26 protein-coding genes and 1 pseudogene are annotated in these 20898 nt (G+C 72.2%); 9 read left to right on the top strand and 18 right to left on the bottom strand.

Annotated features, from left to right (window positions below; translation table 11 throughout):
* Positions 1–11: 11 nt before the first annotated feature.
* The 5 genes from FRZ03_RS10995 to FRZ03_RS10975 all read right to left on the bottom strand — a co-directional run bounded on the left by FRZ03_RS10995 (position 12) and on the right by FRZ03_RS10975 (position 6405).
* Positions 12–2171, bottom strand: a complete 2160-nt coding sequence (locus tag FRZ03_RS10995) for a phosphotransferase family protein (RefSeq protein ID WP_146464958.1) — start codon at positions 2169–2171, stop codon at positions 12–14.
* 226 nt (positions 2172–2397) lie between these two features.
* Positions 2398–3135, bottom strand: a complete 738-nt coding sequence (locus tag FRZ03_RS10990; RefSeq protein WP_261398870.1) for an HAD family hydrolase — start codon at positions 3133–3135, stop codon at positions 2398–2400.
* Complete coding sequence (locus tag FRZ03_RS10985; RefSeq protein ID WP_186785352.1) at positions 3135–4016, bottom strand: winged helix-turn-helix domain-containing protein; 882 nt, start codon at positions 4014–4016, stop codon at positions 3135–3137. Before FRZ03_RS10985 ends, FRZ03_RS10990 begins: the two co-directional genes overlap by 1 nt.
* Before the next feature lie 498 nt (positions 4017–4514).
* A complete protein-coding gene (locus FRZ03_RS10980; RefSeq protein WP_146464956.1) occupies positions 4515–5750 on the bottom strand; it encodes a GNAT family N-acetyltransferase in 1236 nt (411 codons plus the stop codon).
* A gap of 49 nt (positions 5751–5799) precedes the next feature.
* A complete protein-coding gene (locus FRZ03_RS10975; protein ID WP_146464955.1) occupies positions 5800–6405 on the bottom strand; it encodes an RsiG family protein in 606 nt (201 codons plus the stop codon).
* A 159-nt stretch (positions 6406–6564) separates the two neighbouring features.
* On the opposite strand from FRZ03_RS10975, the gene dtd reads away from it, so the two are divergent.
* Positions 6565–6990, top strand: a complete 426-nt coding sequence (dtd, locus tag FRZ03_RS10970) for a D-aminoacyl-tRNA deacylase (RefSeq protein ID WP_146464965.1) — start codon at positions 6565–6567, stop codon at positions 6988–6990.
* A 143-nt stretch (positions 6991–7133) separates the two neighbouring features.
* Here the strand turns inward: dtd and ygfZ are convergent, their stop codons facing one another.
* The 7 genes from ygfZ to FRZ03_RS10930 all read right to left on the bottom strand — a co-directional run bounded on the left by ygfZ (position 7134) and on the right by FRZ03_RS10930 (position 11976).
* A complete protein-coding gene (gene ygfZ / locus FRZ03_RS10965; protein ID WP_146464954.1) occupies positions 7134–8099 on the bottom strand; it encodes a CAF17-like 4Fe-4S cluster assembly/insertion protein YgfZ in 966 nt (321 codons plus the stop codon).
* Between the two features lie 10 nt (positions 8100–8109).
* Entirely contained in the window at positions 8110–8547 is a 438-nt protein-coding gene (locus FRZ03_RS10960) for a Fur family transcriptional regulator (RefSeq protein ID WP_070025152.1), read from the bottom strand.
* A gap of 78 nt (positions 8548–8625) precedes the next feature.
* On the bottom strand, positions 8626–9201 hold the full coding sequence (locus FRZ03_RS10955; RefSeq protein WP_146464953.1) for a heme-binding beta-barrel domain-containing protein: 576 nt from the start codon (positions 9199–9201) through the stop codon (positions 8626–8628).
* A gap of 445 nt (positions 9202–9646) precedes the next feature.
* Positions 9647–9934: a DUF1416 domain-containing protein gene (locus FRZ03_RS10945; protein WP_004986406.1), complete on the bottom strand. Its 288-nt coding sequence runs from the start codon at positions 9932–9934 to the stop codon at positions 9647–9649.
* A 30-nt stretch (positions 9935–9964) separates the two neighbouring features.
* Positions 9965–10810: a sulfurtransferase gene (locus tag FRZ03_RS10940; RefSeq protein WP_146464952.1), complete on the bottom strand. Its 846-nt coding sequence runs from the start codon at positions 10808–10810 to the stop codon at positions 9965–9967.
* A 124-nt stretch (positions 10811–10934) separates the two neighbouring features.
* Positions 10935–11015 (bottom strand): Ms5788A family Cys-rich leader peptide, encoded by an 81-nt coding sequence (locus tag FRZ03_RS41175; protein ID WP_350751515.1) that lies wholly within the window; start codon positions 11013–11015, stop codon positions 10935–10937.
* Positions 11016–11229: 214 nt separating this feature from the next.
* Positions 11230–11976, bottom strand: a complete 747-nt coding sequence (locus tag FRZ03_RS10930; RefSeq protein ID WP_146464951.1) for an LmeA family phospholipid-binding protein — start codon at positions 11974–11976, stop codon at positions 11230–11232.
* Between the two features lie 379 nt (positions 11977–12355).
* Here FRZ03_RS10930 and FRZ03_RS10925 point away from each other — a divergent pair.
* Positions 12356–12631: pseudogene (locus tag FRZ03_RS10925) on the top strand (DUF3099 domain-containing protein); the annotation flags it as partial.
* Between the two features lie 5 nt (positions 12632–12636).
* On the opposite strand, the gene FRZ03_RS10920 reads toward FRZ03_RS10925, so the two are convergent.
* Genes FRZ03_RS10920 through FRZ03_RS10910 form a run of 3 tightly spaced genes read right to left on the bottom strand, consistent with a single transcriptional unit; the run spans position 12637 to position 13543 of the window.
* The gene (locus FRZ03_RS10920) at positions 12637–12999 is read right to left on the bottom strand and encodes a DsrE family protein (protein WP_146464949.1); all 363 of its coding nucleotides are present in this window, start codon (positions 12997–12999) and stop codon (positions 12637–12639) included.
* A 23-nt stretch (positions 13000–13022) separates the two neighbouring features.
* Entirely contained in the window at positions 13023–13271 is a 249-nt protein-coding gene (locus FRZ03_RS10915) for a hypothetical protein (protein ID WP_146464948.1), read from the bottom strand.
* Positions 13268–13543: a hypothetical protein gene (locus tag FRZ03_RS10910; protein WP_146464947.1), complete on the bottom strand. Its 276-nt coding sequence runs from the start codon at positions 13541–13543 to the stop codon at positions 13268–13270. Before FRZ03_RS10910 ends, FRZ03_RS10915 begins: the two co-directional genes overlap by 4 nt.
* Before the next feature lie 169 nt (positions 13544–13712).
* On the opposite strand from FRZ03_RS10910, the gene FRZ03_RS10905 reads away from it, so the two are divergent.
* From FRZ03_RS10905 to FRZ03_RS10885, 5 genes are all read left to right on the top strand, one after another.
* The gene (locus tag FRZ03_RS10905) at positions 13713–14555 is read left to right on the top strand and encodes a helix-turn-helix domain-containing protein (protein ID WP_146464946.1); all 843 of its coding nucleotides are present in this window, start codon (positions 13713–13715) and stop codon (positions 14553–14555) included.
* Positions 14537–14737: a DUF397 domain-containing protein gene (locus FRZ03_RS10900; RefSeq protein WP_146464945.1), complete on the top strand. Its 201-nt coding sequence runs from the start codon at positions 14537–14539 to the stop codon at positions 14735–14737. The genes FRZ03_RS10905 and FRZ03_RS10900 overlap by 19 nt, the downstream gene beginning before the upstream one ends.
* A gap of 30 nt (positions 14738–14767) precedes the next feature.
* On the top strand, positions 14768–14965 hold the full coding sequence (locus tag FRZ03_RS10895) for a DUF397 domain-containing protein (RefSeq protein WP_146464944.1): 198 nt from the start codon (positions 14768–14770) through the stop codon (positions 14963–14965).
* Positions 14966–15200: 235 nt separating this feature from the next.
* Positions 15201–15665: a DUF6232 family protein gene (locus tag FRZ03_RS10890; RefSeq protein ID WP_146464943.1), complete on the top strand. Its 465-nt coding sequence runs from the start codon at positions 15201–15203 to the stop codon at positions 15663–15665.
* Entirely contained in the window at positions 15662–16006 is a 345-nt protein-coding gene (locus FRZ03_RS10885; RefSeq protein ID WP_261398863.1) for a hypothetical protein, read from the top strand. The genes FRZ03_RS10890 and FRZ03_RS10885 overlap by 4 nt, the downstream gene beginning before the upstream one ends.
* 14 nt (positions 16007–16020) lie before the next feature.
* Here the strand turns inward: FRZ03_RS10885 and FRZ03_RS10880 are convergent, their stop codons facing one another.
* The 3 genes from FRZ03_RS10880 to FRZ03_RS10870 all read right to left on the bottom strand — a co-directional run bounded on the left by FRZ03_RS10880 (position 16021) and on the right by FRZ03_RS10870 (position 18576).
* Positions 16021–17415: a hypothetical protein gene (locus FRZ03_RS10880; RefSeq protein ID WP_146464942.1), complete on the bottom strand. Its 1395-nt coding sequence runs from the start codon at positions 17413–17415 to the stop codon at positions 16021–16023.
* A 4-nt stretch (positions 17416–17419) separates the two neighbouring features.
* Positions 17420–17674, bottom strand: a complete 255-nt coding sequence (locus FRZ03_RS10875) for a MoaD/ThiS family protein (RefSeq protein ID WP_074992850.1) — start codon at positions 17672–17674, stop codon at positions 17420–17422.
* 80 nt (positions 17675–17754) lie between these two features.
* Complete coding sequence (locus FRZ03_RS10870) at positions 17755–18576, bottom strand: alpha/beta hydrolase (protein WP_146464941.1); 822 nt, start codon at positions 18574–18576, stop codon at positions 17755–17757.
* A gap of 179 nt (positions 18577–18755) precedes the next feature.
* Here FRZ03_RS10870 and FRZ03_RS10865 point away from each other — a divergent pair, with 179 nt between their 5' ends.
* Both FRZ03_RS10865 and FRZ03_RS10860 read left to right on the top strand, forming a co-directional pair.
* Positions 18756–19535, top strand: coding sequence for a response regulator transcription factor (locus FRZ03_RS10865; RefSeq protein ID WP_146464940.1), 780 nt, complete (start codon positions 18756–18758; stop codon positions 19533–19535).
* A gap of 126 nt (positions 19536–19661) precedes the next feature.
* Positions 19662–20687: a LacI family DNA-binding transcriptional regulator gene (locus FRZ03_RS10860; protein ID WP_146464939.1), complete on the top strand. Its 1026-nt coding sequence runs from the start codon at positions 19662–19664 to the stop codon at positions 20685–20687.
* Positions 20688–20898: the final 211 nt, after the last annotated feature.

The following is a 20898-nucleotide window of genomic DNA, read 5'->3' as shown; positions in this document are numbered from 1 at the left end:
CTACGCAGGTCTCACGCGGGCCCCAGCCGGGGCAGCGCCCCCCACCGCCCGGACAGCCCCAGCGAGGCCGTCGCCGCCGCCAGCGTCATGCCGTACGACGCCACCGCCCGCCGCACGTTCGGCGCGTCCAGGCTCGACCCGGTGACCAGCCGGTCGAGGTCGACGTAGGCCGAGCGGACCAGCTCGATCCAGCGGTAGACCCGCCAGTCCTCGCGCCAGTTCCGGGTGAAGCGCTCCGGCAGCCGGGCCTCCCAGCGGCAAAACATCCGGTCCCGGATCTCCGGCCGGGTCGGGGTGAGGTGCATGTGGCGCACCAGCTCGTACAGCGGGTCCCCGACCAGCGCCATCTCCCAGTCGATGAGGGTCAGCGCCGGGCCGTCGTCGCGGCGCACCAGGTTCCACGGGTTGAGGTCGCCGTGCAGCAGGGCGGGGGCGCGGTCGGTGACGCGGTGGCGGGCGAGGATCTCGCGCAGCCGGGGCGCGTCGGGCAGACCGAGGAAGCGGGCCGTCTGCCGGGACTCGCGGGGCAGGCCCTCGACCAGCGCGACCAGCTGCTCGCAGAGCCAGCCGTGAAAGCCGGGCCGGCCGCCGAGCGGGTCGAGCCCCGCGTGGTCGACCCCGGTCAGCGCGGCCAGCTGGTCGACCAGGCAGTCCGCCTCGTGCGGGCGCAGTCCGTGCACCGGGTGGTCGGGGCGGCGGCCCAGGTCGCGGGCGCCCTCGTAGGTGTGGACGGCGAAGCGGTCGGCGCGGTAGCGGTGGGCGGGGTCGGTGGCGTGACTGGTGCCCAGGGCGAGGACCCGGGGAGCGGCGACCGGCACCCCGGAGCGTTCGATGGCGGCGAGGACGGCGTGCTCGCTGAGGAAGCTGCGTTCGCGGCGCGGCACGACGGTGACCTCCCGGCGCACGACCACGGGGAAGCCGGTGCCCGGCACCCGCAGCACGGTGGTCAGATGGGCGGCGCCCTTGAACACCCGCTCGGCCGGGGCGGCGCCCTCCAGGAACAGGGCGTCGGCGACCGCGCGGTGCGGGAATTCGGGGTGCTCGGGGACCCGCCGGTCGGGCACCCAGCCGATGCTGCGTGGGCGCCGGCCGGGCCGGGAGGCGCCGCGCCGGAAGAGGATCCGCTCGATCTCGCGCTCGCCCGGCACCCGGCCGAGGCACAGCGGTTCGGTGGCCGCGCGCAGCGCGTCGCCCACGGTGGCGGTGGCCCGGGCCAGCGCGGCCGGGCCGAAGGAGCGCTCCAGGGCGCGGACGGCCCCGACCACGTCGGCGTAGAGGGCCTGGGCGTGGACGAGCGCGAGGTGGTGGGGCAGGTCCTTGCCGAGCCCCGCGACGGCGGCGGGCCGCACCCGGTGCACCGCCTCGGCCCACGCCCGCACGACCGCCTCCCGCGCCTGTCCGCGGTGGCCCGTCCGCACCAGGTGGACGGCGAGGTCGTACAACGGGTCGCCGTAGCCGGCCAGTTCCCAGCCCGTGCAGCACAAGCCGTCGGCCGTGACGACCAGTTGGCCGGGCCCCAGGTCGCCGTGGAGGAGGCCGTAGGGCCGGCGGGTCAGCGCGGGGACCCGGTCGGCGAACCGGGTGAGCGCGTCCTCGGGGACGCCGAGGGCGGTGAACAGGCCGCCGTACGCGCGCCAGTCGGGGTGGCGGACCTGCCGGTCGGCGAGGCGGGCCAGGGTGCGCACGAAGCCCTGGGAGTCGGTGTGGTTGCGCGGCCAGTGCGGGGGCAGGGGCGGCAGCGCGGGGCCGCGCACCTGGACGATGGCGGCGAACAGCGCGGCGACGGCGCCCGGCGGCGGGCCGTCGTCCGCTCCCGGCACCCGGCCGTCCACATGGCTGTGGACGAGGTAGCCGTCCCCGGCGGCCAGGCACTCGGGGGCGCTCGGCAGCACCCGGTGGACCGCGCGCAGGATCTCCGCCTCGCCGCCCCAGGTGCGGACGGCCGGCGCGGCGTCCGGCCGGGGCAGCCGTACGGTCACCAGCGTGCCCGGGGCCCGGCCGAGCAGGCCGGCGAGCGGTTCGGTCAGCGGCAGCACGTGGTCGCGGTGGCGCGGGCCCTCGCGCGTCACCCCCTGGGCGGCGGCACGGGCCGCGAACGCGCGGCAGGCCGCGTCCGTCCGCGGACTCGCGGCGCGCTCCGCCGCGGTGGGGGGAACTGGCGGTGCGCCCACTGGCCGCTCCGGAGGTCGATCGCACAAGGGGAGGACGTGCCGGACGACAGGTCCGGGGAAACGCTATTCCCCCGTGGTGGCCGGTGCGGCCTCCGGGCGCGGTGGAGTAGCCCAACGGGTGGTCCGCCGCCCGGCTGTGCCGGCCCGGCGGCCGGGAACCGGCTCGGCGCCGGTCCCCGCGCCCGGGTACGCGCGCGGCGGGCGGTGACCCGGCCGCGCCGGCAGGCTAACCGACCCGCCGGCCGTCCCTGAGCAGGCGCAGCAGCGGTTCCAGCGAACGGACGACGTGCGCGGCGCCGGCCGCGCGCAGCGGCTTCTCCTTGTCCTCGTTGCGGGCGTAACCCAGGAAGGGGACACCGGCGTCGCGGGCCGCGGCGAAGTCGGAGGGGGCGTCGCCGATCATCAGCGCGTCGGCGGGGGCGGCGCCGGTCGCGCTGAGGGCGCGCAGCAGGCAGTGCGGGTCCGGCTTGAGGTGGTGCAGCCGCTCGGTACGGCCGTACAGGTGCGGGGCGAAGCAGGCGGTCAGGCCCCGGGACTCCAGATAGGCCCGCACCACGCGCGGCGAGTTGTTGGTGGTGACGGCGAGCCGGGCGCCGACGGCCGTCCAGGTGCGGATCAGGGGGTCGGCGTAGGCGGTGGGCAGGGCGGAGGAGGCGGCGCGCAGTTCCTCCTGGGTGAGGCGTTCCTCCAGGCCGGTGACGAGGTCGCTGCCGGGGCGGCTGCGGCCCACCGCGCGCAGCACCACCTGGGGGTCCGGGGTGGTCCGTTCGGTCTCGGTGAGCAGGCCGTGCAGGCCCTGCCGCTCCAGCCAGCCCACCAGGTCGGCGGCGATCCGCTCGGCCTTGTGGGTGGCGAACAGCCGGCAGATGGGGCCGTCGAAGTCCCACAGCACGACCCGGGCGGAAGTGATCAGTACACGAAGCTTCTCGATCTCGTTCGCATCAGAAGTCGTATGAGAAGTCACTAGGAGAGTGTCAGGTCCGTGGAGATGGTTTCCCAGAGGGCGTCGAACCACTTCTGCGATTCCTCCACGAAAGCGGCGTCCCGCTGTCCGGCCCGCTGCTCGAAGGAGAAGAGCAGGGACTCGGAGCCGACCGCGTCGTACATCTCCAGCGTCCCGCGGTCGGTGGCCTCCGCGCGGCGCGTGATCATGTAGTGGGCGAACAGCGCCTCGTCACCGTTGAGCAGATACAGCTTCACCGGAGGGGTGAACGGCAGCGCCCGGAAGGTGACGTGGACCTCTATGTCGTGGGTGCCGCGCAGGGCCTGGAGGTTGTACCGCAGCACCTGCCCCTGGGCGTTGCGCATGGCCAGCCAGCGCTGGTGCACCGCGTCGTCCTCCGCGCCGCCGGCCTCGACCGAGACCGGGAAGGCGAGGTTGATCTCCCTGGACGGCAGCAGGATGCGGGCGTCGATCCGCTCCGGGCGCAGCTTGCCCTCGTGGATCAGGCGCAGCGGCTCGCCCAGGGCGGGGATCAGGCTCTGCGCGGTCAGGCAGACGGCGTCGATGCGCACGTGCGGCGCCGCGAACGCGTCGGTGAGCCGGGGCGCGAGGGCCACCATGGTCGGCTGCGGCTCGTCGGGCCCGTACCGCGGCTCGGCGACCCGCGGCGGGCTGCCCTTGGTCACCCCGCTGAGCAGACCGTCCTGTTGCAGCACCCGCAGCGCCTGGCGCACCGCGCCGCGCTCGACGCCGAACTCCTCCGCCAGCTCCGCCTGGGTGGGCAGCCGCTCACCCGGCCGCAGCACCCCGGCACGAATGCGTTCGCGCAGGACACCGGCGATCTCCCGAGGGCTGCGCCTGCTGCTGCCGTTCACTGCCACCTGCTCCTGAGTCACAACCAAACGCTACAACTCACTTCCATCTGGCGGCAGTTGTCGCGCAGTTGTTTGTCAGGTGACGCCAAGTGGGCTCCATCCCGGCGCTGTTGGCCGCCAACTCGCCGACTTGGCCGGGCGCCGTCGTGCGCGCATCGATCATGGCCGGTTTCAGCTCGCTCCACGGACAGACCATGCAACTTCCCGCCAACATCAGACCGTTTGCCGACAGCTGGTTACAAGCCGCCTTCCACCGGAGATAAGTGGAGTAAGTTGGCAGCCAACTCGGCTGACATGGTCAAGCTTTCCCGTGGTTGGCCGTACCGGGCCCCGATCCGGAGGGGAGCCGGGACCCGGACCGGGGACGGCCGGCGAAGCGCACAGCCACAACTGAAGACGCCGACAACTGAAGACGCCGACAACTGAACACGACGCGCACAGCCACAACTGAACACCGCCAAGCACAGCCACAACCGAACAGCTTGCTACGGATACACGGTTCAGCGCCGCTGCCGAGGGGAGCGGTCAGAAGATGTCCGGGCACCACGGGAGCCCGGGCGAGCGGAACAGGGCGTCGGCCTGACGGGCGGCGCCCTCTCGTTCTTCGCGCACCCGGCCCAGCGCCGCGAGCCGCAGCAGCGACTCCCCGCCCAGCCACGCCGACGCCAGCTCCCGCACGTCCAGGGCGAGATCCGCGCTCGCGGTGGTCGGCGTACAGGACGCACCGGAGGGCGAGGCGTCCAGCCGGTAGCGGCCGGCGGCGAACCCGGCCTCGTCCGCGATCTCCAGCACCAGCGCGCCCTCCCGGTCGTAGGTGCGCGCCTCCAGGGCCCGTACGACGTCCAGGACACGCACCCACAGCCAGTCCGACTGCTCGGTGATCCGGGCGGCGCGCGGGTCGGGCAGGTGGAGCGGCAGCAGGTCGTCGGGGGCGCGGTAGCCGCTGTCGACCCTGGAGACCCAGTCGATCGAGCACAGGTAGTGCCACAGGCCGCGCTCGGCCGCCGGGGTGGTCCCGAACAGCTTGAAGACGCTCGCGGTCTGGTCGGGCTGCTTGCCCGACCAGGTCTGGTCGCTGGTGTACGACACCAGGCCCTGGGCCTCGCCGGAGGCCGCGCGGTAGAGGGCGTACGTCGGCTCCTTGAACTCGGCGTGGGTGCGCAGCGCCCCGGTGTGCTCCTGCCACCACAGCTCGCCGCGGCTGATCGCGCCGGGCCGGCCGAGGCGGAACCGGTCGTACAGCTCCGGACCCAGCTTGCGCACCTCCTCGGCGTCCAGCAGTTCGATCCGGCCGCCGTCGTCCGGACCCGACCAGCGCGGGTCGAGGCCGGCCCGCCGGGCCTCGACGGTCCACCGGCTCGCCCAGGTGGCCGGGCCGAAGCCGAAGCGGCCGTAGATCGGGTACTCGGCGGCGATCAGCGTGGCCACCACGTCGCCGCGTTCCCGCGCCGCCGCGAGGTCCTGGGCCATCATCCGGCTCAGCATGCCGCGGCGGCGGTGGGTGGGGCTGACGGTGACGCCGCTGACGGCGTCGGCGGGGACCACCCCGCCGCCCACCACGGTCAGCTCCTGCTCGAAGGAGCGCAGGGTGGCCACCCAGCGGCCGCCGTCGACGACCCCCAGGTACCGCCCCGGCACGAACCTCCTGCGGCGGGCGTCGAGTTGTTCGCGGGTGAGGACCGGAGGCTGGGTGAAGCCCACGGCCAGGGCGCGCTGCCAGTCGTCGAAATCGGCCTCGGTGACGGTGCGGACGTCGTTCATGGGCCCACCGTAGGCATCCGCCCCGCCGGGTGTCCCCCCGATTTCCGCCTCACACCAGCAGGTCGTCCACCTGCGCCTCGCCCACCCGGTAGCGGCGGGCGATCTCCCCGCCGCAGCCGTCGGCGGTGTGCTGCAAGCGCTGGCGGCGCCGCGAGACCTCCTGCTCGTTGCGCACCAACCGGCTCATGGCGACGGTCAGTTCGAGGTCGGTGCGGGCGGTGAGGTCGCTCAGCTCCACCTCCCCGAGCATCTCGGCGGCCAGCCGGCGCACCTCCTCGTTGTGCGGGGGGCCGACGGTCACATGGCGGGCCGAGGAACGGTGCCGGGCCGGGGCGTCGCGCAGGATCTCGGGGAGCCGCTCGACCACGGAGGCGTCCTTCGGCGCGGGCACCGCCGTCCGGCCGCGCCGCGCCAGCTCCGCGCGCAGGATGTCGATCCGGCCCTGCAACAGCCGCCGCACATAACTGAGGTCCGCCTCGTCGCGCTGGGCGTCGCGGCGCAGCGCGCGCAGCTCGGGCAGGCTCAGCCGGGACAGCTCGGGCCCGGGCGGCCGGGCGGGCGCGGCGGTGACGCCCATGGGCTCGTCGGCCCGCTGCACGGGCGGCCGGAAGGTCCCCTGCGGGGCCGGCAGCTCGCTGGTGCTGGATGTGCTCATGTGGTTCTGACCGTCCCCTCGACCGGCGTGTGACAGCATCGTGCCACCCCCGGCGCACAGTATGTGACCGAGTGCCCCCGAACAGCCCCAGATGGGCGGTAAGGGATCCATAAGGGTCCGCCTGTGGCCGGCCGGCGCCCAGGCGGCATCATGGTCCGCATGCGTGCGGTGGTGCAGAGAGTGGACGGCGCGAGCGTCGTCGTGGACGGCGAGACGGTGGGCGCGATCGAGGGCGAGGGCCTGTGCGTGCTCGTCGGCGTGACCCACGACGACACGAAGGAGAAGGCGGCGCAGCTGGCCCGCAAACTCTGGTCGATCCGGATGCTGAGCGAGGAACGCTCGTGCAGCGACGTGGCCGCCCCCCTGCTGGTCATCAGCCAGTTCACCCTGTACGGCGACGCCCGCAAGGGCCGCCGCCCGACGTGGAACGCCGCCGCGCCGGGCGAGGTGGCGGAGCCGCTGGTGGAGGAAGTGGTGGCGCAGCTGCGGGCGCTCGGCGCGACGGTGGCGACCGGACGGTTCGGGGCGAAGATGCGGGTGTCGCTGACGAACGACGGTCCGTTCACGGTGCTGCTGGAGATGTAGCGGCCGTTCGCGGTGCCGCCGGAGAGGCGGCGCGGGCGGCGCGCGGCCGGCCGGGCCGGCCGCCGGACTTCACCGGCGGCCGTGGCCGGACACCCGGCCCACGCACGGCGGCGCGCGCCCGGACACCCGGCCCGCGCACGGCGCTACGGCTCGACCACGGTCTCCTGTGCCGCCGCCGTCTCTCCGGCCAGGAGCCGCGCGTCCACCGGCACGTTCCGCTTCACCAGCGCGAGCGCCACCGGGCCCAGCTCGTGGTGGCGGACCGAGGTCGTCACGAAGCCGATCTTGCGGCCGTCGGGGCCCTCGTCCGCGAGGCGGAGTTCGGTGCCCGGCGCCGGGAGGTGGACCTCGCTGCCGTCGAGGTGGAGGAAGACCAGCCGGCGCGGCGGCTTGCCCAGGTTCTGCACCCGGGCGACGGTCTCCTGCCCCCGGTAGCAGCCCTTCTGGAGGTGCACCGCCGTCCCGATCCAGCCCAGCTCGTGCGGGATCGTGCGGTGGTCGGTCTCGAAGCCGAGCCGGGGCCGGTGCTGCTCCACCCGCAGCGCCTCGTGCGCGAGCAGCCCCGCCGCGGGCCCGTGCGTGGCCGCGAAGGACTCCAGGTCCTCGCGCGGCAGGAAGAGATCACGGCCGTACGCCGTCTCGCGTACGACGACGCCCTCGGGCACCTGTGCGATGGACCCGGCGGGCAGGTGGACCACCGCGAAGTCGGCGGTGCGGTCGGCGACCTCCACCCGGTAGAAGAACTTCATCGACTCCAGGTAGGCGACCAGCGCCTCGCGCGTGCCCGGCTCGACGTGCGCCCAGACCGTCGTGCCGTCGTCCACCAGGTAGAGCGCGTGCTCGATGTGTCCGTGCGCGGACAGGATCAGCGCCTCGGTGGCCTGGCCGGCGGGCAGTTCGCTGACGTGCTGGGTGAGCAGCAGGTGCAGCCAGGGCAGCCGGTCCTCGCCGGTGACGGTGATGACACCGCGGTGCGAGAGGTCGACGAATCCGGTGCCGTCCGCGAGGGCACGCTGCTCGCGGAACAGGTCGCCGTAGTGGGCGGCGACACCTTCGTCCACGCCCTCGGCGGGGACGGCGCCGGGCAGGGACAGCAGGGGGCTCTTCATATGAGCAAGCCTACGACGTGGCGGACGGGCCCTTCGGTGAACAGTCCTTGCAGCGACCGAAGATCGCGAAGTGCTTCATGTCGGTGTCGAACCCGAACTGCCGCCGCAGCTTGTCGGTGAACTCCGCGGCGACGCTCACATCGGCCTCGATGACGTTCTCGCAGTCCCGGCACACCAGGTGCAGATGGTGGTGCCGGTCGGCGAGGTGGTACGTCGGCGCACCGTGCCCCAGGTGGGCATGGCTGACCAGGCCCAGCTCCTCCAGCAGCTCCAGCGTGCGGTACACGGTGGAAATGTTGACCCCCGACGCCGTCTTCCTCACTTCCACGAGGATGTCGTCGGGGGTCGCGTGCTCAAGGGTGTCCACGGCTTCGAGGACAAGCTGCCGTTGCGGAGTCAGCCGGTAACCGCGCTGCCTGAGGTCGCTCTTCCAGTCGGTGCTCACCACACCGACGAGTCTAGAACCACCGCCACCCGCGTGGAGAGTCCGTCGGGTGCCGCGCGGCGCCTGCTCGGGGCCCGCGGCCTACTTGAAGAAGGCGATGCCGTCGTCCGGCATGTCGTCCGGGAGGGCCTTGGCCCAGCGCTCGACCTCTTCGGGGGTGACGACCTTCTTCAGGTGGGCGGACATGTAGGGGCGCAGCTCGACCTCGGGGGTCTGCTTCTCGCCGACCCACATGAGGTCGCTCTTGACGTAGCCGTAGAGCCGCTTGCCGCCGGTGTACGGCCGGGCGGCGGCGGTCCGGGCGACGGCGTCCGTCACCAGGTCGATCTGCGGCTTCTTGTCGGCCATCTCGCCGTACCAGATCTCGATGGTGCCGTCGTCGCGGGTCATCGTGACCTCGACCTTGCGGTCGGCGTCGATCCGCCAGAAGCCGGACTCCGACTCCAGCGGGCGGACCTTGTTGCCGTCGTTGTCCAGGACCCAGGTGTGGGAGTGGTACTCCAGGAAGTCCCGGCCGTCGTGGCCGAAGGTGACCTCCTGCCCGAAGTTGCACTTCTGCGAGCCGGGGAAGTCGTGCACGCCCGCGCCGGCCCAGTTGCCGAGGAGAAAGGCGAGCGGGACGAGGTCCTTGTGCAGGTCGGACGGGATCTCGATCATGAGCGGAGCTTTCCTGGTGGGAGGGTCAGCGCTGGCCCTGGTACAGCTTCTTCACGGTCAGGTAGGCGAAGGCGAGCACGCCGACGCAGACCAGGACCAGCAGGGTTTCGAAGAAGATCTCCACGGGTGCTCCTTGAGCGAGGGTGGGCATACGACAGAGCCGCAGCCCAGCTTACGCGGCCTGGCGCCGGCTCTCTTTCCGAGGTCGGCCTCAGCCGAGCAGCCGCTCCTGGAGCACGACCGTCCGCGGGAACGGCACGGCCCGCACGCCGCCCTCGCGGGACCGCACCACGCGCCCTCTGGCGCCTTCGTGACCTCTGCGGCCCGCGTGGCCGCCATGGCACCCGCCCGCCCGTACGGCCGGGCGGGGCCTCGGGCATGCCGAAAAGGGCCGTACCCCACCTGGCGTCCAACCCAGGGGTACGGCCCTTCTTCGCGCTGCCGGTCAGACGGCGATGGCGACCTCCGCGAGCCCGCCCTGCTGCGCGACGACCGTGCGGTCGGCGGTGCCGCCGGGCACCAGCGCGCGGACGGTCCACGTGCCCTCGGCCGCGTAGAAGCGGAACTGCCCGGTCGCCGAGGTCGGGACCTCCGCGGTGAACTCACCGGTCGAGTCGAGCAGACGGACGTAGCCCGTCACCGGCTCGCCGTCGCGGGTCACCTGGCCCTGGATGGTGGTCTCACCGGGCTTGATCGTCGAGGCGTCGGGGCCGCCGGCCTTCGCTCCGCACATGCTGTTTCTCCAGAGGTCGCTTGGGGTCGCTTACTTGTTGGCGCCGAGCTCGATCGGCACACCGACGAGGGAGCCGTACTCGGTCCAGGAGCCGTCGTAGTTCTTGACGTTCTCCACGCCGAGCAGCTCGTGCAGCACGAACCAGGTCAGGGCAGAGCGCTCACCGATGCGGCAGTAGGCGATCGTGTCCTTGGCGAGGTCCACGTTCTCGGCGGTGTAGAGCTCCTTGAGCTCCTCGTCCGACTTGAACGTGCCGTCGTCGTTGGCGTTCTTCGACCACGGGATGTTCCGGGCGGTCGGCACGTGGCCGGGGCGCTGGGACTGCTCCTGCGGCAGGTGGGCCGGGGCGAGCAGCTTGCCGGAGAACTCGTCGGGCGAGCGGACGTCGACCAGGTTCTGGTTGCCGATGGCCGCCACGACGTCGTCGCGGAAGGCGCGGATGGCGCTGTTCTGCGGCTTGGCCTTGTACTCGGTCCGGGCGCGCTCGGGCACCTCGTCGCCGGCCACCAGCTCGCGGGCGTCCAGCTCCCACTTCTTGCGGCCGCCGTCGAGGAGCTTGACGTTCTCGTGGCCGTACAGCTTGAAGTACCAGTAGGCGTACGAGGCGAACCAGTTGTTGTTGCCGCCGTAGAGGATCACCGTGTGGTCGTTGCCGATGCCCTTCTCCGACAGGAGCTTCTCGAAGCCCTCCTGGTCGATGAAGTCGCGGCGCACCGGGTCCTGGAGGTCCTTGGTCCAGTCGATGCGGATCGCGTTCTTGATGTGGTTCTTCTCGTAGGCGGACGTGTCCTCGTCCACCTCGACGATCGCGATGGTCGGGTCGTCCAGGTGCTCCTGCAGCCAGTCGGCGTCGACCAGGACGTCGCTGCGACTCATGCTCTTTCTCCTCCGGGGCAGTTACGGCGGGGCGTGCGGGTACGAAGGGGCGCGCCCGGAGTGCGGGCGGCGCACGGGTGCCCAGCAGGGCGGGGTGAAGGCGCGGAGGTCTCGGACTTTCCGCTCAGAAGGGGCGACAGAGCATGGCGGCGACGCGGCACAGGTCGACTGCCCGCCGCTTCGTGAGATCCGCCTGTCGCTTCATGGTGCCGATCGTAGGGACGTCGGGGCGCGCGTGTCACCGGTGTGTCGTATGGCGAGACGCGATCGTCCGGATGGCGGGACGAAAAAGCGCCCGGTCGGCCGACCCACGGCCTCCGGGCGCTCGCGTCGCGTCCTCGCATCTACGGTACGGACATCACCGTCTCGCCCCTCGGACGAACGGCGTTCGAAGCGGGGATTCCGGGTCCCCGGGCTCCTTACCCCGCCAGCTTGACGTCCGAACCCCGCACCGTGATCCGCACGCCGTCCTGGGCGGCCTCCACCTTGTCCAGCTTGATGCCGCCGGGCAGCCGGTCGATGGCCTGCTGGAAGTCGGTGATCGTGCGGACCCGGTCCTCGGCGAGCGAGAGACCGGTGACGGCGGGCAGGGAGTCGGCGTGCACCTCGACCTTGTCGTTGACGACGCTGACGGTGCTGAGGACGGAGACGGTGCGGTTGACGGGGATGGTGCCCGCGACGGTGCCGCTCACCTTGGCCGTCACCTTGATCTTCCCGTTGCCGCCGTCGGCGAGGCTGACGACCTGGGCGTTGATCCCGGGCAGGACCTCGGTCGGCTCCGGCTTGGCCGTCTTCAGCAGCTCGGCGTAGGAGATGGTGGCGGTGCCGGTGGCGCTGGAGGCGGTGGCCGAGCTGTAGTCGCCGGAGAAGGAGACGCCCTTCATGTCGGCCTTCAGGTCCTCGATGCGGATCGTCTTGTCGGCGTCGCCGGTGGCCGCGTCGTAGCTCTTGATGCCGACCTCGACGTCGTCCAGGGAGCCGCCCGCGACCTGGGTGAGGAACGGGAAGCCCTTGATGTTCACGTCCGGCGTCGACGCCAGGTTCTCGTTCGCCTTCAGCTTGTCCGCCGCCTGCCCTTGGGCGAAGTGCACCGCCACCCGGTCCACGATCACGAACAGCCCGCCCAGGACGACGACGAGGATCAGCAGTATTCGCAGGGCGCGCATGTGGTCTTTCCCCCGGGTCGGCGTGGCACGGCTACGCCACGGTAACGCCGCGCGGGCGGGGGTACGGCGAATTGTCGATCAGTTGTGACAGGCGACGCAGCGCCCACCGGACGGCCTTCGCACCCACCGCTCCCGCGGACGGGCCGCCCTCCACCATGGCGCCGAACCCGCCACCCGGTCCTACCCTGGAGACATGTACGCACGGCGACGTCACGTGACCCCTCCCTGACGCGTCCCTCGCACTGCTTCGCAGGCTTCGGGGCCGCCGCGCCGGACTCCGTCCGCCGTCTCGCCGCCACCCGCCCCGCCTGGCCTTCGCACCCACCGCTCCCACGGACGGGCCGCCCTCCACCATGGAGCCGAACCCGCCACCCGGTCCTACCCTGGAGACATGTACGCACGGCGACGTCACGTGTACTTCGCCATGATGGGGATCTGTGTGGGCCTCTTCGTCCTGGCGTGGGGGGTCGTGCGGATCTGGTCCGTCCCGGCGGCCGTCGGCATGTGCCTCGTGGCCATGGTGATCCCGCCGGTCGCGGCGATGATCGCCAACCGGCGGGGGCCGGAGGACCGTTGGTGGGACGACCCCTCCGGCGACCCCGAGTCCGACGAGTGGTGGGACGAGCTGGACGGCAAGAAGCGCCCGCGCCGGTAACGGGCTCAGTAGACGAGCGCCTGGGTGTCGTCCGCCAGCGCTTCCTGGACGAAGACCTGCGCGCCCGCGATCCGTACGCCCTCGATGACGTCCTTCTCCGTGATCTCCCGCCGGGCCGCGCACTGGGTGCACAGCGTGACGCGGCCGGCCGCGAGGAGGGAGTCGAGCAGGTCGGGCAGCGGGGCCGCGTGCGGCAGCTCGAACCCGGCGGCCCGCCCGGGCAGCGCGAACCACGACGACTCCCCGGTCAGCCACAGGGAGACGTCCACCCCACTGGCCACGGCCACCGCCGCCACCGTGAACGCCTGCGAGCAGCGCTCGGGGGCATCGGCCCCTGCCGTCACCTTGATCACGAGCTTCTTCGCCATGCGGGAAGCGTAGCCCGGCTCGCTCAGACCGCCACGACGGCGATCGCCACCAGCAGGCTCGCCAGGCTGAACAGGGTCAGCACACCGGACACGAACGCGCCGTCGAACCCGCGGGAGATGCGGTGCCGCGGCGGTGCGGCGACCGGGCGGGGAGCGGGCACCACCGGCTCCGGCGGACGCGGGACCGGCGTCGCCGGGAACAACGGCGGCGGGATCGCGTACCCGGGGCTGAGCGGGGCGCGGTCCCCCTTTGGTGCGGGGTGCCGGGTCATCCGCGGTGCTCCTGCCTCTGGTGCTTGCGGAGCAGCACGTTCGCGTCCGTCTCCGCGCTGCGGTCGTACTCCGCCCGCGCCGCCGCGCGCCGTTCCGCGAGCGTCAGGCACGTCGAGCAGCCGGGCACCGGGCGGGGCGGCCGGCTCAGGTCCTCCGGGTCCGGCGGCATGGCCACGGCGCGTTCGTTGGCGATCCGCACCTCGGCGCTGAGGCGTGCGCGGTCGTAGAGGGTGTGCCCGGCCTCGGGGGTGGCCGGATCGGTTCCCGTCACGTTTGCTCCTTTGCTCACGATCTATACGGAATGCGCCAGTTGCATTACTCTGCGTACTCCTGGGTTGATACGAGAATGGCCCAGCGCGGAGGCGGAGACGCACGGATCGGCGCCACCTGCCAGCACGTACGGGCCACCTGCCGCAAATTCGACAGCCGGGGAGGGCGCGGTGCCGCAACGACGAGCGATCACGGGTCGCAGCCAGGAGCCGAGGGCTCGTTTCGCCGAGGAACTGCGGTTACTGCGCGACCAACGCGGCCTGTCACTACGTGCGTTGGCCGACCTCGCGGGCTGGGACGCGTCCCTCTTCGGCAAGATGGAGAGGGGGCAGACACTCGCGGGGCCGGAGGTCGTGATGGCCCTGGACACGTTCTACGCCACGACCGACAAACTGCTCACGCTGTGGGAGCTGGCGAAGGCCGACACCGCGCAATTCCGCGAGCGGTACCGGCAGTACATGGCCTTGGAGGCCGAGGCGGCGGTTCTATGGCAGTACTCGGTGACCATGGTGCCGGGCCTGCTCCAGACCGCTGCATACGCGACGGAGGCACTGGCAGCGGGTGGCCTTCGCGGCCAGGAACTTGAGCAACAGGTCAGTGCCCGGCTGGGACGACGCGCGGTGCTGGACGCGGAGGATCCACCGTCGTTCCGCGCGATCCTCTCGGAGGCGGTACTGCGGAACTCCCTACCGGACACCCAAGCATGGTGTGAGCAACTGGAACATCTCGTGGAGATGGGCGAACGCCCCAACATCTCCATTTACGTGCTGCCCTTCGGTTTCGGACTCCACGCCATCGTGAACACCGACTTGATGCTCATGCGGATGCCGGACGGCCGGGCTGTGGCCTACGTCGAAAACGATGTCCGGGGCGAACTCATCGAAGAAAGAAGCAAGGTTGAGAGCCTGCACCGCGCCTATGATGACCTGCGTGACCTGGTACTGAGCACCGCCGAGTCGCGCACGTTCATCTTGCGAATGTTGGAGGAACGGCCATGCGAGCCATTGACCTGAGCAACTTGACGTGGCGCAAGAGCAGCTACAGCAACACGGACGGCGGCAACTGCGTCGAGGTCTCCGACGATCTGCCCTCCGTCGTCCCCGTCCGCGACAGCAAGGACACCACCCGGGCTCACCTCCTCTTCACAGCCGCCACCTGGGAGGCGTTCGTACGCGGGACGAAGTCGGCGTCGTAATCAACCCCCCCAGCGCCTGGAGGAAGTGCCATGCGAGCCATCGACCTCAGCACTCTGACCTGGCGCAAGAGCAGCTACAGCAACTCGGACGGTGGCGCCTGCGTCGAGGTCTCCGACAGCCTGCCCTCCGTCGTCCCCGTCCGCGACAGCAAGGACACCACCCGGACCCCCCTCCTCTTCACCGCCCCCGCCTGGGCGGCGTTCGTGGACGAGATCAAGGTCGGCTGACCGTGCGGGAGGCAGATCCCGCCTCCGCGCCGAGTAGCGGGTTTCTTTGGGTTCCCTTGGTATGGACGCGCGTTCACACTGGATGGCCGGAGCGTTCCCAGGGGGACTCATGAGCTTTCCGGACGACAGCGGCACACCACCGCCGCCTGATCCACCGCCCGTACCGCCCGTACCGCCCGATCCTCCGCAGACGCCCGCCGAAGACGAGACTCTCGTCCTCGGCGTTCGCGGGCGCATGCTGTGGATCGGAGAGGCGGCCATTCCGTTGCGCAACATCACCCTGGTCAACCCTCACATCGCCAAACCCGACCGGTGGTCGGCCGCCGGCCGCCTTCTGATGTGGCTGTTGGGCATCGTCGTGATCACGGCCTTGGAGCTGGGCAGCAGCGGAGGCGACCTGCGCGCCGGCGGCTCCCTGTTCGTCCTCCTGGTCGCTTTGGCGTGCCTCCTCTGCAAGGACCTCTTCGCCCGGGGGAAACCGGTCCTCGCCGTCGAGACGGCCGGCGGGGCCCAGCTGGTCGTGACCCTGCCGAGCCTGGACGAACTCCAGCGCATCGCCGGACAGATCGTGCACGCGATCAACCACCCGGAAGCCGAATTCACGGAGATCGTGCACCAGTACCACAGCAACAACACCAACAACTACGGCCCTGTCGTCAACATGAGCGGCGGCCGGGGGAACACGGGGTTCAAGCTGTGAGCGACGGAACGACCAACAACTACGGACCCGTGGCCAACATGAACGGCGGCCAGGGCAACATCGGCTTCAACTTCGGCACCGCCTACGGCGCCTCCCCCGATCCCGAACTCCGCGCCGCGGTCGAGGAACTCACCCGCCACCTGCGGGGCCTGCACCAGCACCTCACCGAGGACCAGGCCCGGACCGTCGAGGAGGCCCTGCCCGAGCTGGTCCCCGACCGCGGCGCCCTGCGCGAGCGGGGCCTCATGCTGGCGTCGCTCGCGCAGATCGCGGCCGCCGTCGGCACCGTGGGCCGGCCGCTCGCCGAAGCGGTCGGCCGGCTGATCGAGCTGGTGCGCTGACGGCCGCCTCGCGGCTAGCCCAGCACCCTGCCCAGCGCCCACACCACCGGTGCCGCCGCCGACAGGGGCAGGGCGACGCCCGCGGTGAAGTGGACGAAGCGGGAGGGGTAGTCGTAGCTGGCGACGCGGTGACCGATCAGGGCGCAGACGGCGGCCAGCGCGCCGAGCAGGGCGCCCTTGGTGCCGAAGCCGGTCATGCCGCCCACCGCGATGCCCGCGCCCGCCGCGGCGAGCAGGGAGACCACGATCGAGGCGGGGGTCGGCAGCGGCAGCGCGCGCGCCAGCGCGGCGACCGCCACCGCCGCCGCGCCCACGCAGGCCGCGTGCCGGTCGGCGCCCAGGTAGCCGGTGGCCAGGATCGCCAGCGCCGCCGAGGCGACCGTCGCCATCAGGCCGTACATCCGCTCGTCCGGCGAGGCGTGCGAGCGGAGCTGGAGGACGAGGGAGAGGAGGACCCACACGCCGAGCGTGCCCAGGATCGCCGCCGGGGCGTCACCGCGGCCCGCAGCCAGCACCGCCGCGTCCGCCGCCAGCCCGCCGAGGAACGCCAGCGCGATGCCCTGCCGCGCCGGCCACATGCCGTTCAGCCGGAACCAGCCCGCCGCCGTCACCGCCTGGAGCACCACCAGCGGGACCACGAGCGCGAACGAACCGAGCCCGGCCGCACCCGCGAGCAGCAGGCCCAGCAGCGCCGTGAGCAGCGCGGGCTGCATCCCGGGCTCGATGATCGGCGAGCGGCCCTCCAGCCGCGCCCGCTGCGCGTCGGTGATCCGGGCGTTGCCGGCGAGCGTCGCGGGGCCGTAGGAGGGCTCGTCCTCGGAGGCACCGGCCGCGGGAGCGGCCACCCCGGCCGACGCGGGAGACGTGGCAGCGGGTGCGGGCCCCGCCACCGACTGCGGCTGTGGTCGCGGCTGTGCCGCCACCGGCTGCGGCATCGGCTGCGCGCCCGAGTGCGTCATCGGCTGCGGATGGGGCTGGGGCTGCGGCTGAGCCATCTGCTGCGGCTGCGGCCGCCCCTGCGGCATCCCGCCGCCGTACGACCCCGCGTACTGCCCCTGCGGAAAGCCCTGCTGCTGAACGCCTTGCTGCTGCTGGTACTGCTGAGGCTGCTGATACTGCTGCTGCGGCTGCTGATACCGCTGCTGCGGCTCCTGGTACTGCGGAGGCTGCCGATACTGCTGCGGCTGCCCCTGGAACTCCCCCACCGGCGGCAGGTACGCCGTCTCCTCCGCCGCCCGCACCGGCTGGACCGGCGCGTGCGTCTGGGTCTCCCAGGTCTGGCCCTGCCAGTGCTGGGTGTCGTCGGGGTCGTGACCGCCCTGGGCGGAGGGGTGGCCCGGCCACTGGGGGTGCTGCTGGTGCGGGTCGTAGCCCTGGTACGGGCCGCCCTGGTACGGCTGGTCGCTCATCGGCTCACCCTCCTGCGAACGGCGGGAGCACCTCGACCGTGCCGCCCTCGGCCAGCCGTACCGTCTCATGCGCGCGCGTGCCGACGGGGTCGCCGTCGATCAGGAAGGAGCAGCGCTGGAGAACGCGGGTGAGTTCACCGGGGTGCCGCTCGCGCACGGCGGTCAGCGCGTCGGCGAGCGTGGCCGCGTCGTACGGCTCCTCGGCGACTCCGGCCGCGGCCTTGGCGGCGGCCCAGTAGCGCACCGTGACCTTGGGCATCTCGTTCCTCAATCGACGGCGGTCGACGGGCCTTCGCGGCCGTCGAACGGCTGGGGAATGTCAGTAAGTACAGGGTCAGGCTAGCCGGACCGGCGGGCGGCCCAGTCCCCGATGCGGTCCACCAGGGCGTCGTCCGCCGCGTGCTCCGCGTGGCCCATGCCCGGCTCCAGCCAGAGTTCGGCGTGGCCGCCGGAGGCCTCGGCGAGCATCCGGGGGTGGTCGAGCGGGAAGTAGCCGTCGCGGTCGCCGTGGACGATGAGCAGGGGGGTCGGGGCGATCCGCGGGACCGCCTCGACCGGGGAGAGCGGCACCGGGTCCCAGTCGCGGTGGTGGATGCGGGTGCGCAGGCCGTAGCGGCCCACCAGACGGCCCTCGGGACGGGTGACCAGCCAGTGCAGCCGGCGCATGGGGGCGGTGCCCCGGTAGTACCAGCGGGCGGGCGCGCTGACCGCGGCCACCGCGTCGACGGTGCCCGGGTACAGGGCCGCGTGCCGCAGCACCACCGAGCCGCCCATGGAGAAGCCGACGGTCGCCACCCGCTCGTGCCCGAAGCCACGTGCCCACGCGACGGCGGCGGCGAGGTCCAGCACCTCCTTGTCGCCGACCGTGGAGCGCCCGCCCGAGCGCCCGTGGCCGCGGAAGGAGAAGGTGACGACGGCGCCGTGCCGGGCGAGCCCGGCGGCCACCCGGCGCACGTGCGGCCGGCCGACGTCACCCGTGAAGCCGTGCGCGACCACCAGGACCGTGCCGGTGCCGGGCGCGGCCGGACCCGGCTCGTACACGGCCTCGACCGGTATTCCGTCGGCCGTACGCAGAAATGTCCGGACAGGGCCCCGTCTGCCCGTCTCGTCATCCGGACGTACGGTGGAACGTGCCACATGACCTGCCGGGCGGTTGTTCATGTGGGCTATTCTGCTGGGCAGAGGACTCGGGCAGCGTAGCCACCGGGTCCTTTTGTGCTTTCGGAAGCGTTGTATACAGCGGTGCCCCCCGGGTGACCGCCGGTGTACGGGGCCTTCGGGAACGCAAGAGCAGTGCCCGTCCGCACAGTTCTCGCAGGGACCGAGGAGGAACCAGATATATGAGTTCTCTGCTGCTCCTGACCAACGCCCTCCAGCCGTCGGCAGAAGTCCTGCCCGCCCTCGGCCTGCTGCTGCACAACGTCCGGGTGGCCCCCGCGGAGGGACCGGCCCTGGTCGACACCCCCGGCGCCGACGTCATCCTGATCGACGGCCGCCGCGACCTGCCGCAGGTGCGCAGCCTGTGCCAGCTGCTGCGCTCCACCGGTCCCGGCTGTCCCCTGGTCCTCGTGGTCACCGAGGGCGGGCTCGCCGCCGTCACCGCCGACTGGGGCATCGACGACGTGCTGCTCGACACCGCGGGGCCGGCCGAGGTGGAGGCGCGGCTGCGGCTCGCCCTGGGACGCCAGCAGCTCACCCACGACGACTCCCCGATGGAGATCCGCAACGGCGACCTGTCCGTGGACGAGGCGACCTACTCCGCCAAGCTCAAGGGCCGCGTCCTCGATCTCACCTTCAAGGAGTTCGAGCTGCTCAAGTACCTCGCCCAGCACCCGGGCCGGGTCTTCACCCGCGCCCAGCTGCTCCAGGAGGTGTGGGGCTACGACTACTTCGGCGGCACCCGGACGGTCGACGTGCACGTACGGCGGCTGCGCGCCAAGCTCGGCCCGGAGCACGAGTCCCTGATCGGCACCGTACGGAACGTCGGTTACCGATTCGTTACCCCGGAGAAGGGGGAGCGGGGCGAGGAGAAGGGCAAGGCCGAGGCGAAGCGGACGAAGGCGGACGACGACGGCGCATCCACCGCACCGGCGGAGGCCCAGGTCCACGCGGACGCCTGATCCGTCACACCTTCCGGCGAATTCTCGCCATGTCCGCGCACGAAAGCGTCGGCCGCGCACGGAGGACGTCTCACCAGCGGCCGGAACACCCTGCCCGAGCTGGGTCAATCCGCGTAGACTCCGCGCGTGGCCAAGGTGACTCGGGATGATGTGGCGCGGCTGGCGGGAACCTCCACCGCCGTCGTCAGCTATGTCATCAACAACGGACCCCGGCCGGTCGCCCCGGCCACGCGCGAGCGTGTACTCGCCGCGATCAAGGAGCTGGGCTACCGCCCCGACCGGGTCGCCCAGGCGATGGCGTCGCGGCGCACCGACCTCATAGGGCTGATCATCCCGGACGCCCGCCAGCCCTTCTTCGGGGAGATGGCGCACGCCGTGGAACAGGCGGCCTCCGAGCGCGGCAAGATGGTCCTGGTCGGCAACACCGACTACGTCAGCGAGCGCGAGGTCCACTATCTGCGCGCCTTCCTCGGCATGCGGGTCTCCGGACTGATCCTGGTCAGCCACGCGCTGAACGACCTCGCCGCCGCCGAGATCGACGCCTGGGACGCCCGGGTGGTGCTGCTGCACGAACGCCCCGAGGCGATCGACGACGTGGCCGTGGTGACGGACGACCTCGGCGGCGCCCAGCTCGCCGTGCGCCATCTGCTGGAGCACGGCCACCCGTACGTCGCCTGCATGGGCGGCACCGCGGACACCCCCGCCGTCGGCGACCCGGTCTCCGACCACGTCGAGGGCTGGAAGCGGGCCATGGCGGAGGCGGGCCTGAGCACCGAGGGCCGGCTGTTCGAGGCGCCGTACAACCGCTACGACGCCTACCGGGTGGCCCTTGACATCCTGGCCGGGCCCCGGCGGCCCCCGGCGGTCTTCTGCTCCACCGACGACCAGGCGATCGGCGTGCTGCGGGCCGCGCGGGAGCTGCGCATCGACGTGCCCCGGGAGCTGGCGGTGGCCGGCTTCGACGACATCAAGGAGGCCGCGTTCGCCGACCCGCCGCTGACCACGGTCGCCTCGGACCGCTCGGCGATGGCCCGGGCGGCGGTCGACCTGGTCCTGGACGACGGACTGCGGGTGGCCGGGTCCCGGCGCGAGCGGCTGAAGACGTTCCCCTCCCGCCTGGTGGTGCGCGCCTCCTGTGGCTGCGGGGCCTGACGGCCTCGTCCGAGAGACCGGTGAGAGCCGGTCCGGAGCCGCCGAGAGGCTTCTTTATATCGGGCAAACGAGGTTCTGCCGGGCTTCTCAGCGAGCACTCAGGAAGCTCTCATGGTCGCCGGGGAGGCTTCTTCCATGACCGAGAGCCTCCGCCGCAGCGGCGAGTACGAGTACGACAGTCAGCAGTACGGCTACTCCGCTCCCGTGAACC

Origin of the sequence: Streptomyces misionensis (assembly GCF_007896895.1) — a bacterium.
GTDB lineage: Bacteria > Actinomycetota > Actinomycetes > Streptomycetales > Streptomycetaceae > Streptomyces > Streptomyces misionensis_A.
The sequence above is the reverse complement of the archived record's forward strand: the minus strand, read 5'-3'. Positions and strand labels throughout refer to the sequence as shown.

What these genes read in the sequence shown, in the direction of transcription:
- FRZ03_RS10940 (WP_146464952.1), bottom strand. Translation starts at nt 10,810, where the DNA reads ATGAGTCGCAGCGACGTCCTGGTCGACGCCGACTGGCTGCAGGAGCAC.
- FRZ03_RS10865 (WP_146464940.1), top strand. Translation starts at nt 18,756, where the DNA reads ATGAGTTCTCTGCTGCTCCTGACCAACGCCCTCCAGCCGTCGGCAGAA.
- FRZ03_RS10915 (WP_146464948.1), bottom strand. Translation starts at nt 13,271, where the DNA reads ATGACCCGGCACCCCGCACCAAAGGGGGACCGCGCCCCGCTCAGCCCC.
- FRZ03_RS10895 (WP_146464944.1), top strand. Translation starts at nt 14,768, where the DNA reads ATGCGAGCCATCGACCTCAGCACTCTGACCTGGCGCAAGAGCAGCTAC.
- dtd (WP_146464965.1), top strand. Translation starts at nt 6,565, where the DNA reads ATGCGTGCGGTGGTGCAGAGAGTGGACGGCGCGAGCGTCGTCGTGGAC.
- FRZ03_RS41175 (WP_350751515.1), bottom strand. Translation starts at nt 11,015, where the DNA reads ATGAAGCGACAGGCGGATCTCACGAAGCGGCGGGCAGTCGACCTGTGC.
- FRZ03_RS10945 (WP_004986406.1), bottom strand. Translation starts at nt 9,934, where the DNA reads ATGTGCGGAGCGAAGGCCGGCGGCCCCGACGCCTCGACGATCAAGCCC.
- FRZ03_RS10890 (WP_146464943.1), top strand. Translation starts at nt 15,201, where the DNA reads ATGCTGTGGATCGGAGAGGCGGCCATTCCGTTGCGCAACATCACCCTG.
- FRZ03_RS10980 (WP_146464956.1), bottom strand. Translation starts at nt 5,750, where the DNA reads ATGAACGACGTCCGCACCGTCACCGAGGCCGATTTCGACGACTGGCAG.
- FRZ03_RS10955 (WP_146464953.1), bottom strand. Translation starts at nt 9,201, where the DNA reads ATGATCGAGATCCCGTCCGACCTGCACAAGGACCTCGTCCCGCTCGCC.
- FRZ03_RS10875 (WP_074992850.1), bottom strand. Translation starts at nt 17,674, where the DNA reads ATGCCCAAGGTCACGGTGCGCTACTGGGCCGCCGCCAAGGCCGCGGCC.
- FRZ03_RS10900 (WP_146464945.1), top strand. Translation starts at nt 14,537, where the DNA reads ATGCGAGCCATTGACCTGAGCAACTTGACGTGGCGCAAGAGCAGCTAC.
- ygfZ (WP_146464954.1), bottom strand. Translation starts at nt 8,099, where the DNA reads ATGAAGAGCCCCCTGCTGTCCCTGCCCGGCGCCGTCCCCGCCGAGGGC.
- FRZ03_RS10920 (WP_146464949.1), bottom strand. Translation starts at nt 12,999, where the DNA reads ATGGCGAAGAAGCTCGTGATCAAGGTGACGGCAGGGGCCGATGCCCCC.
- FRZ03_RS10880 (WP_146464942.1), bottom strand. Translation starts at nt 17,415, where the DNA reads ATGAGCGACCAGCCGTACCAGGGCGGCCCGTACCAGGGCTACGACCCG.
- FRZ03_RS10870 (WP_146464941.1), bottom strand. Translation starts at nt 18,576, where the DNA reads ATGAACAACCGCCCGGCAGGTCATGTGGCACGTTCCACCGTACGTCCG.
- FRZ03_RS10930 (WP_146464951.1), bottom strand. Translation starts at nt 11,976, where the DNA reads ATGCGCGCCCTGCGAATACTGCTGATCCTCGTCGTCGTCCTGGGCGGG.
- FRZ03_RS10975 (WP_146464955.1), bottom strand. Translation starts at nt 6,405, where the DNA reads ATGAGCACATCCAGCACCAGCGAGCTGCCGGCCCCGCAGGGGACCTTC.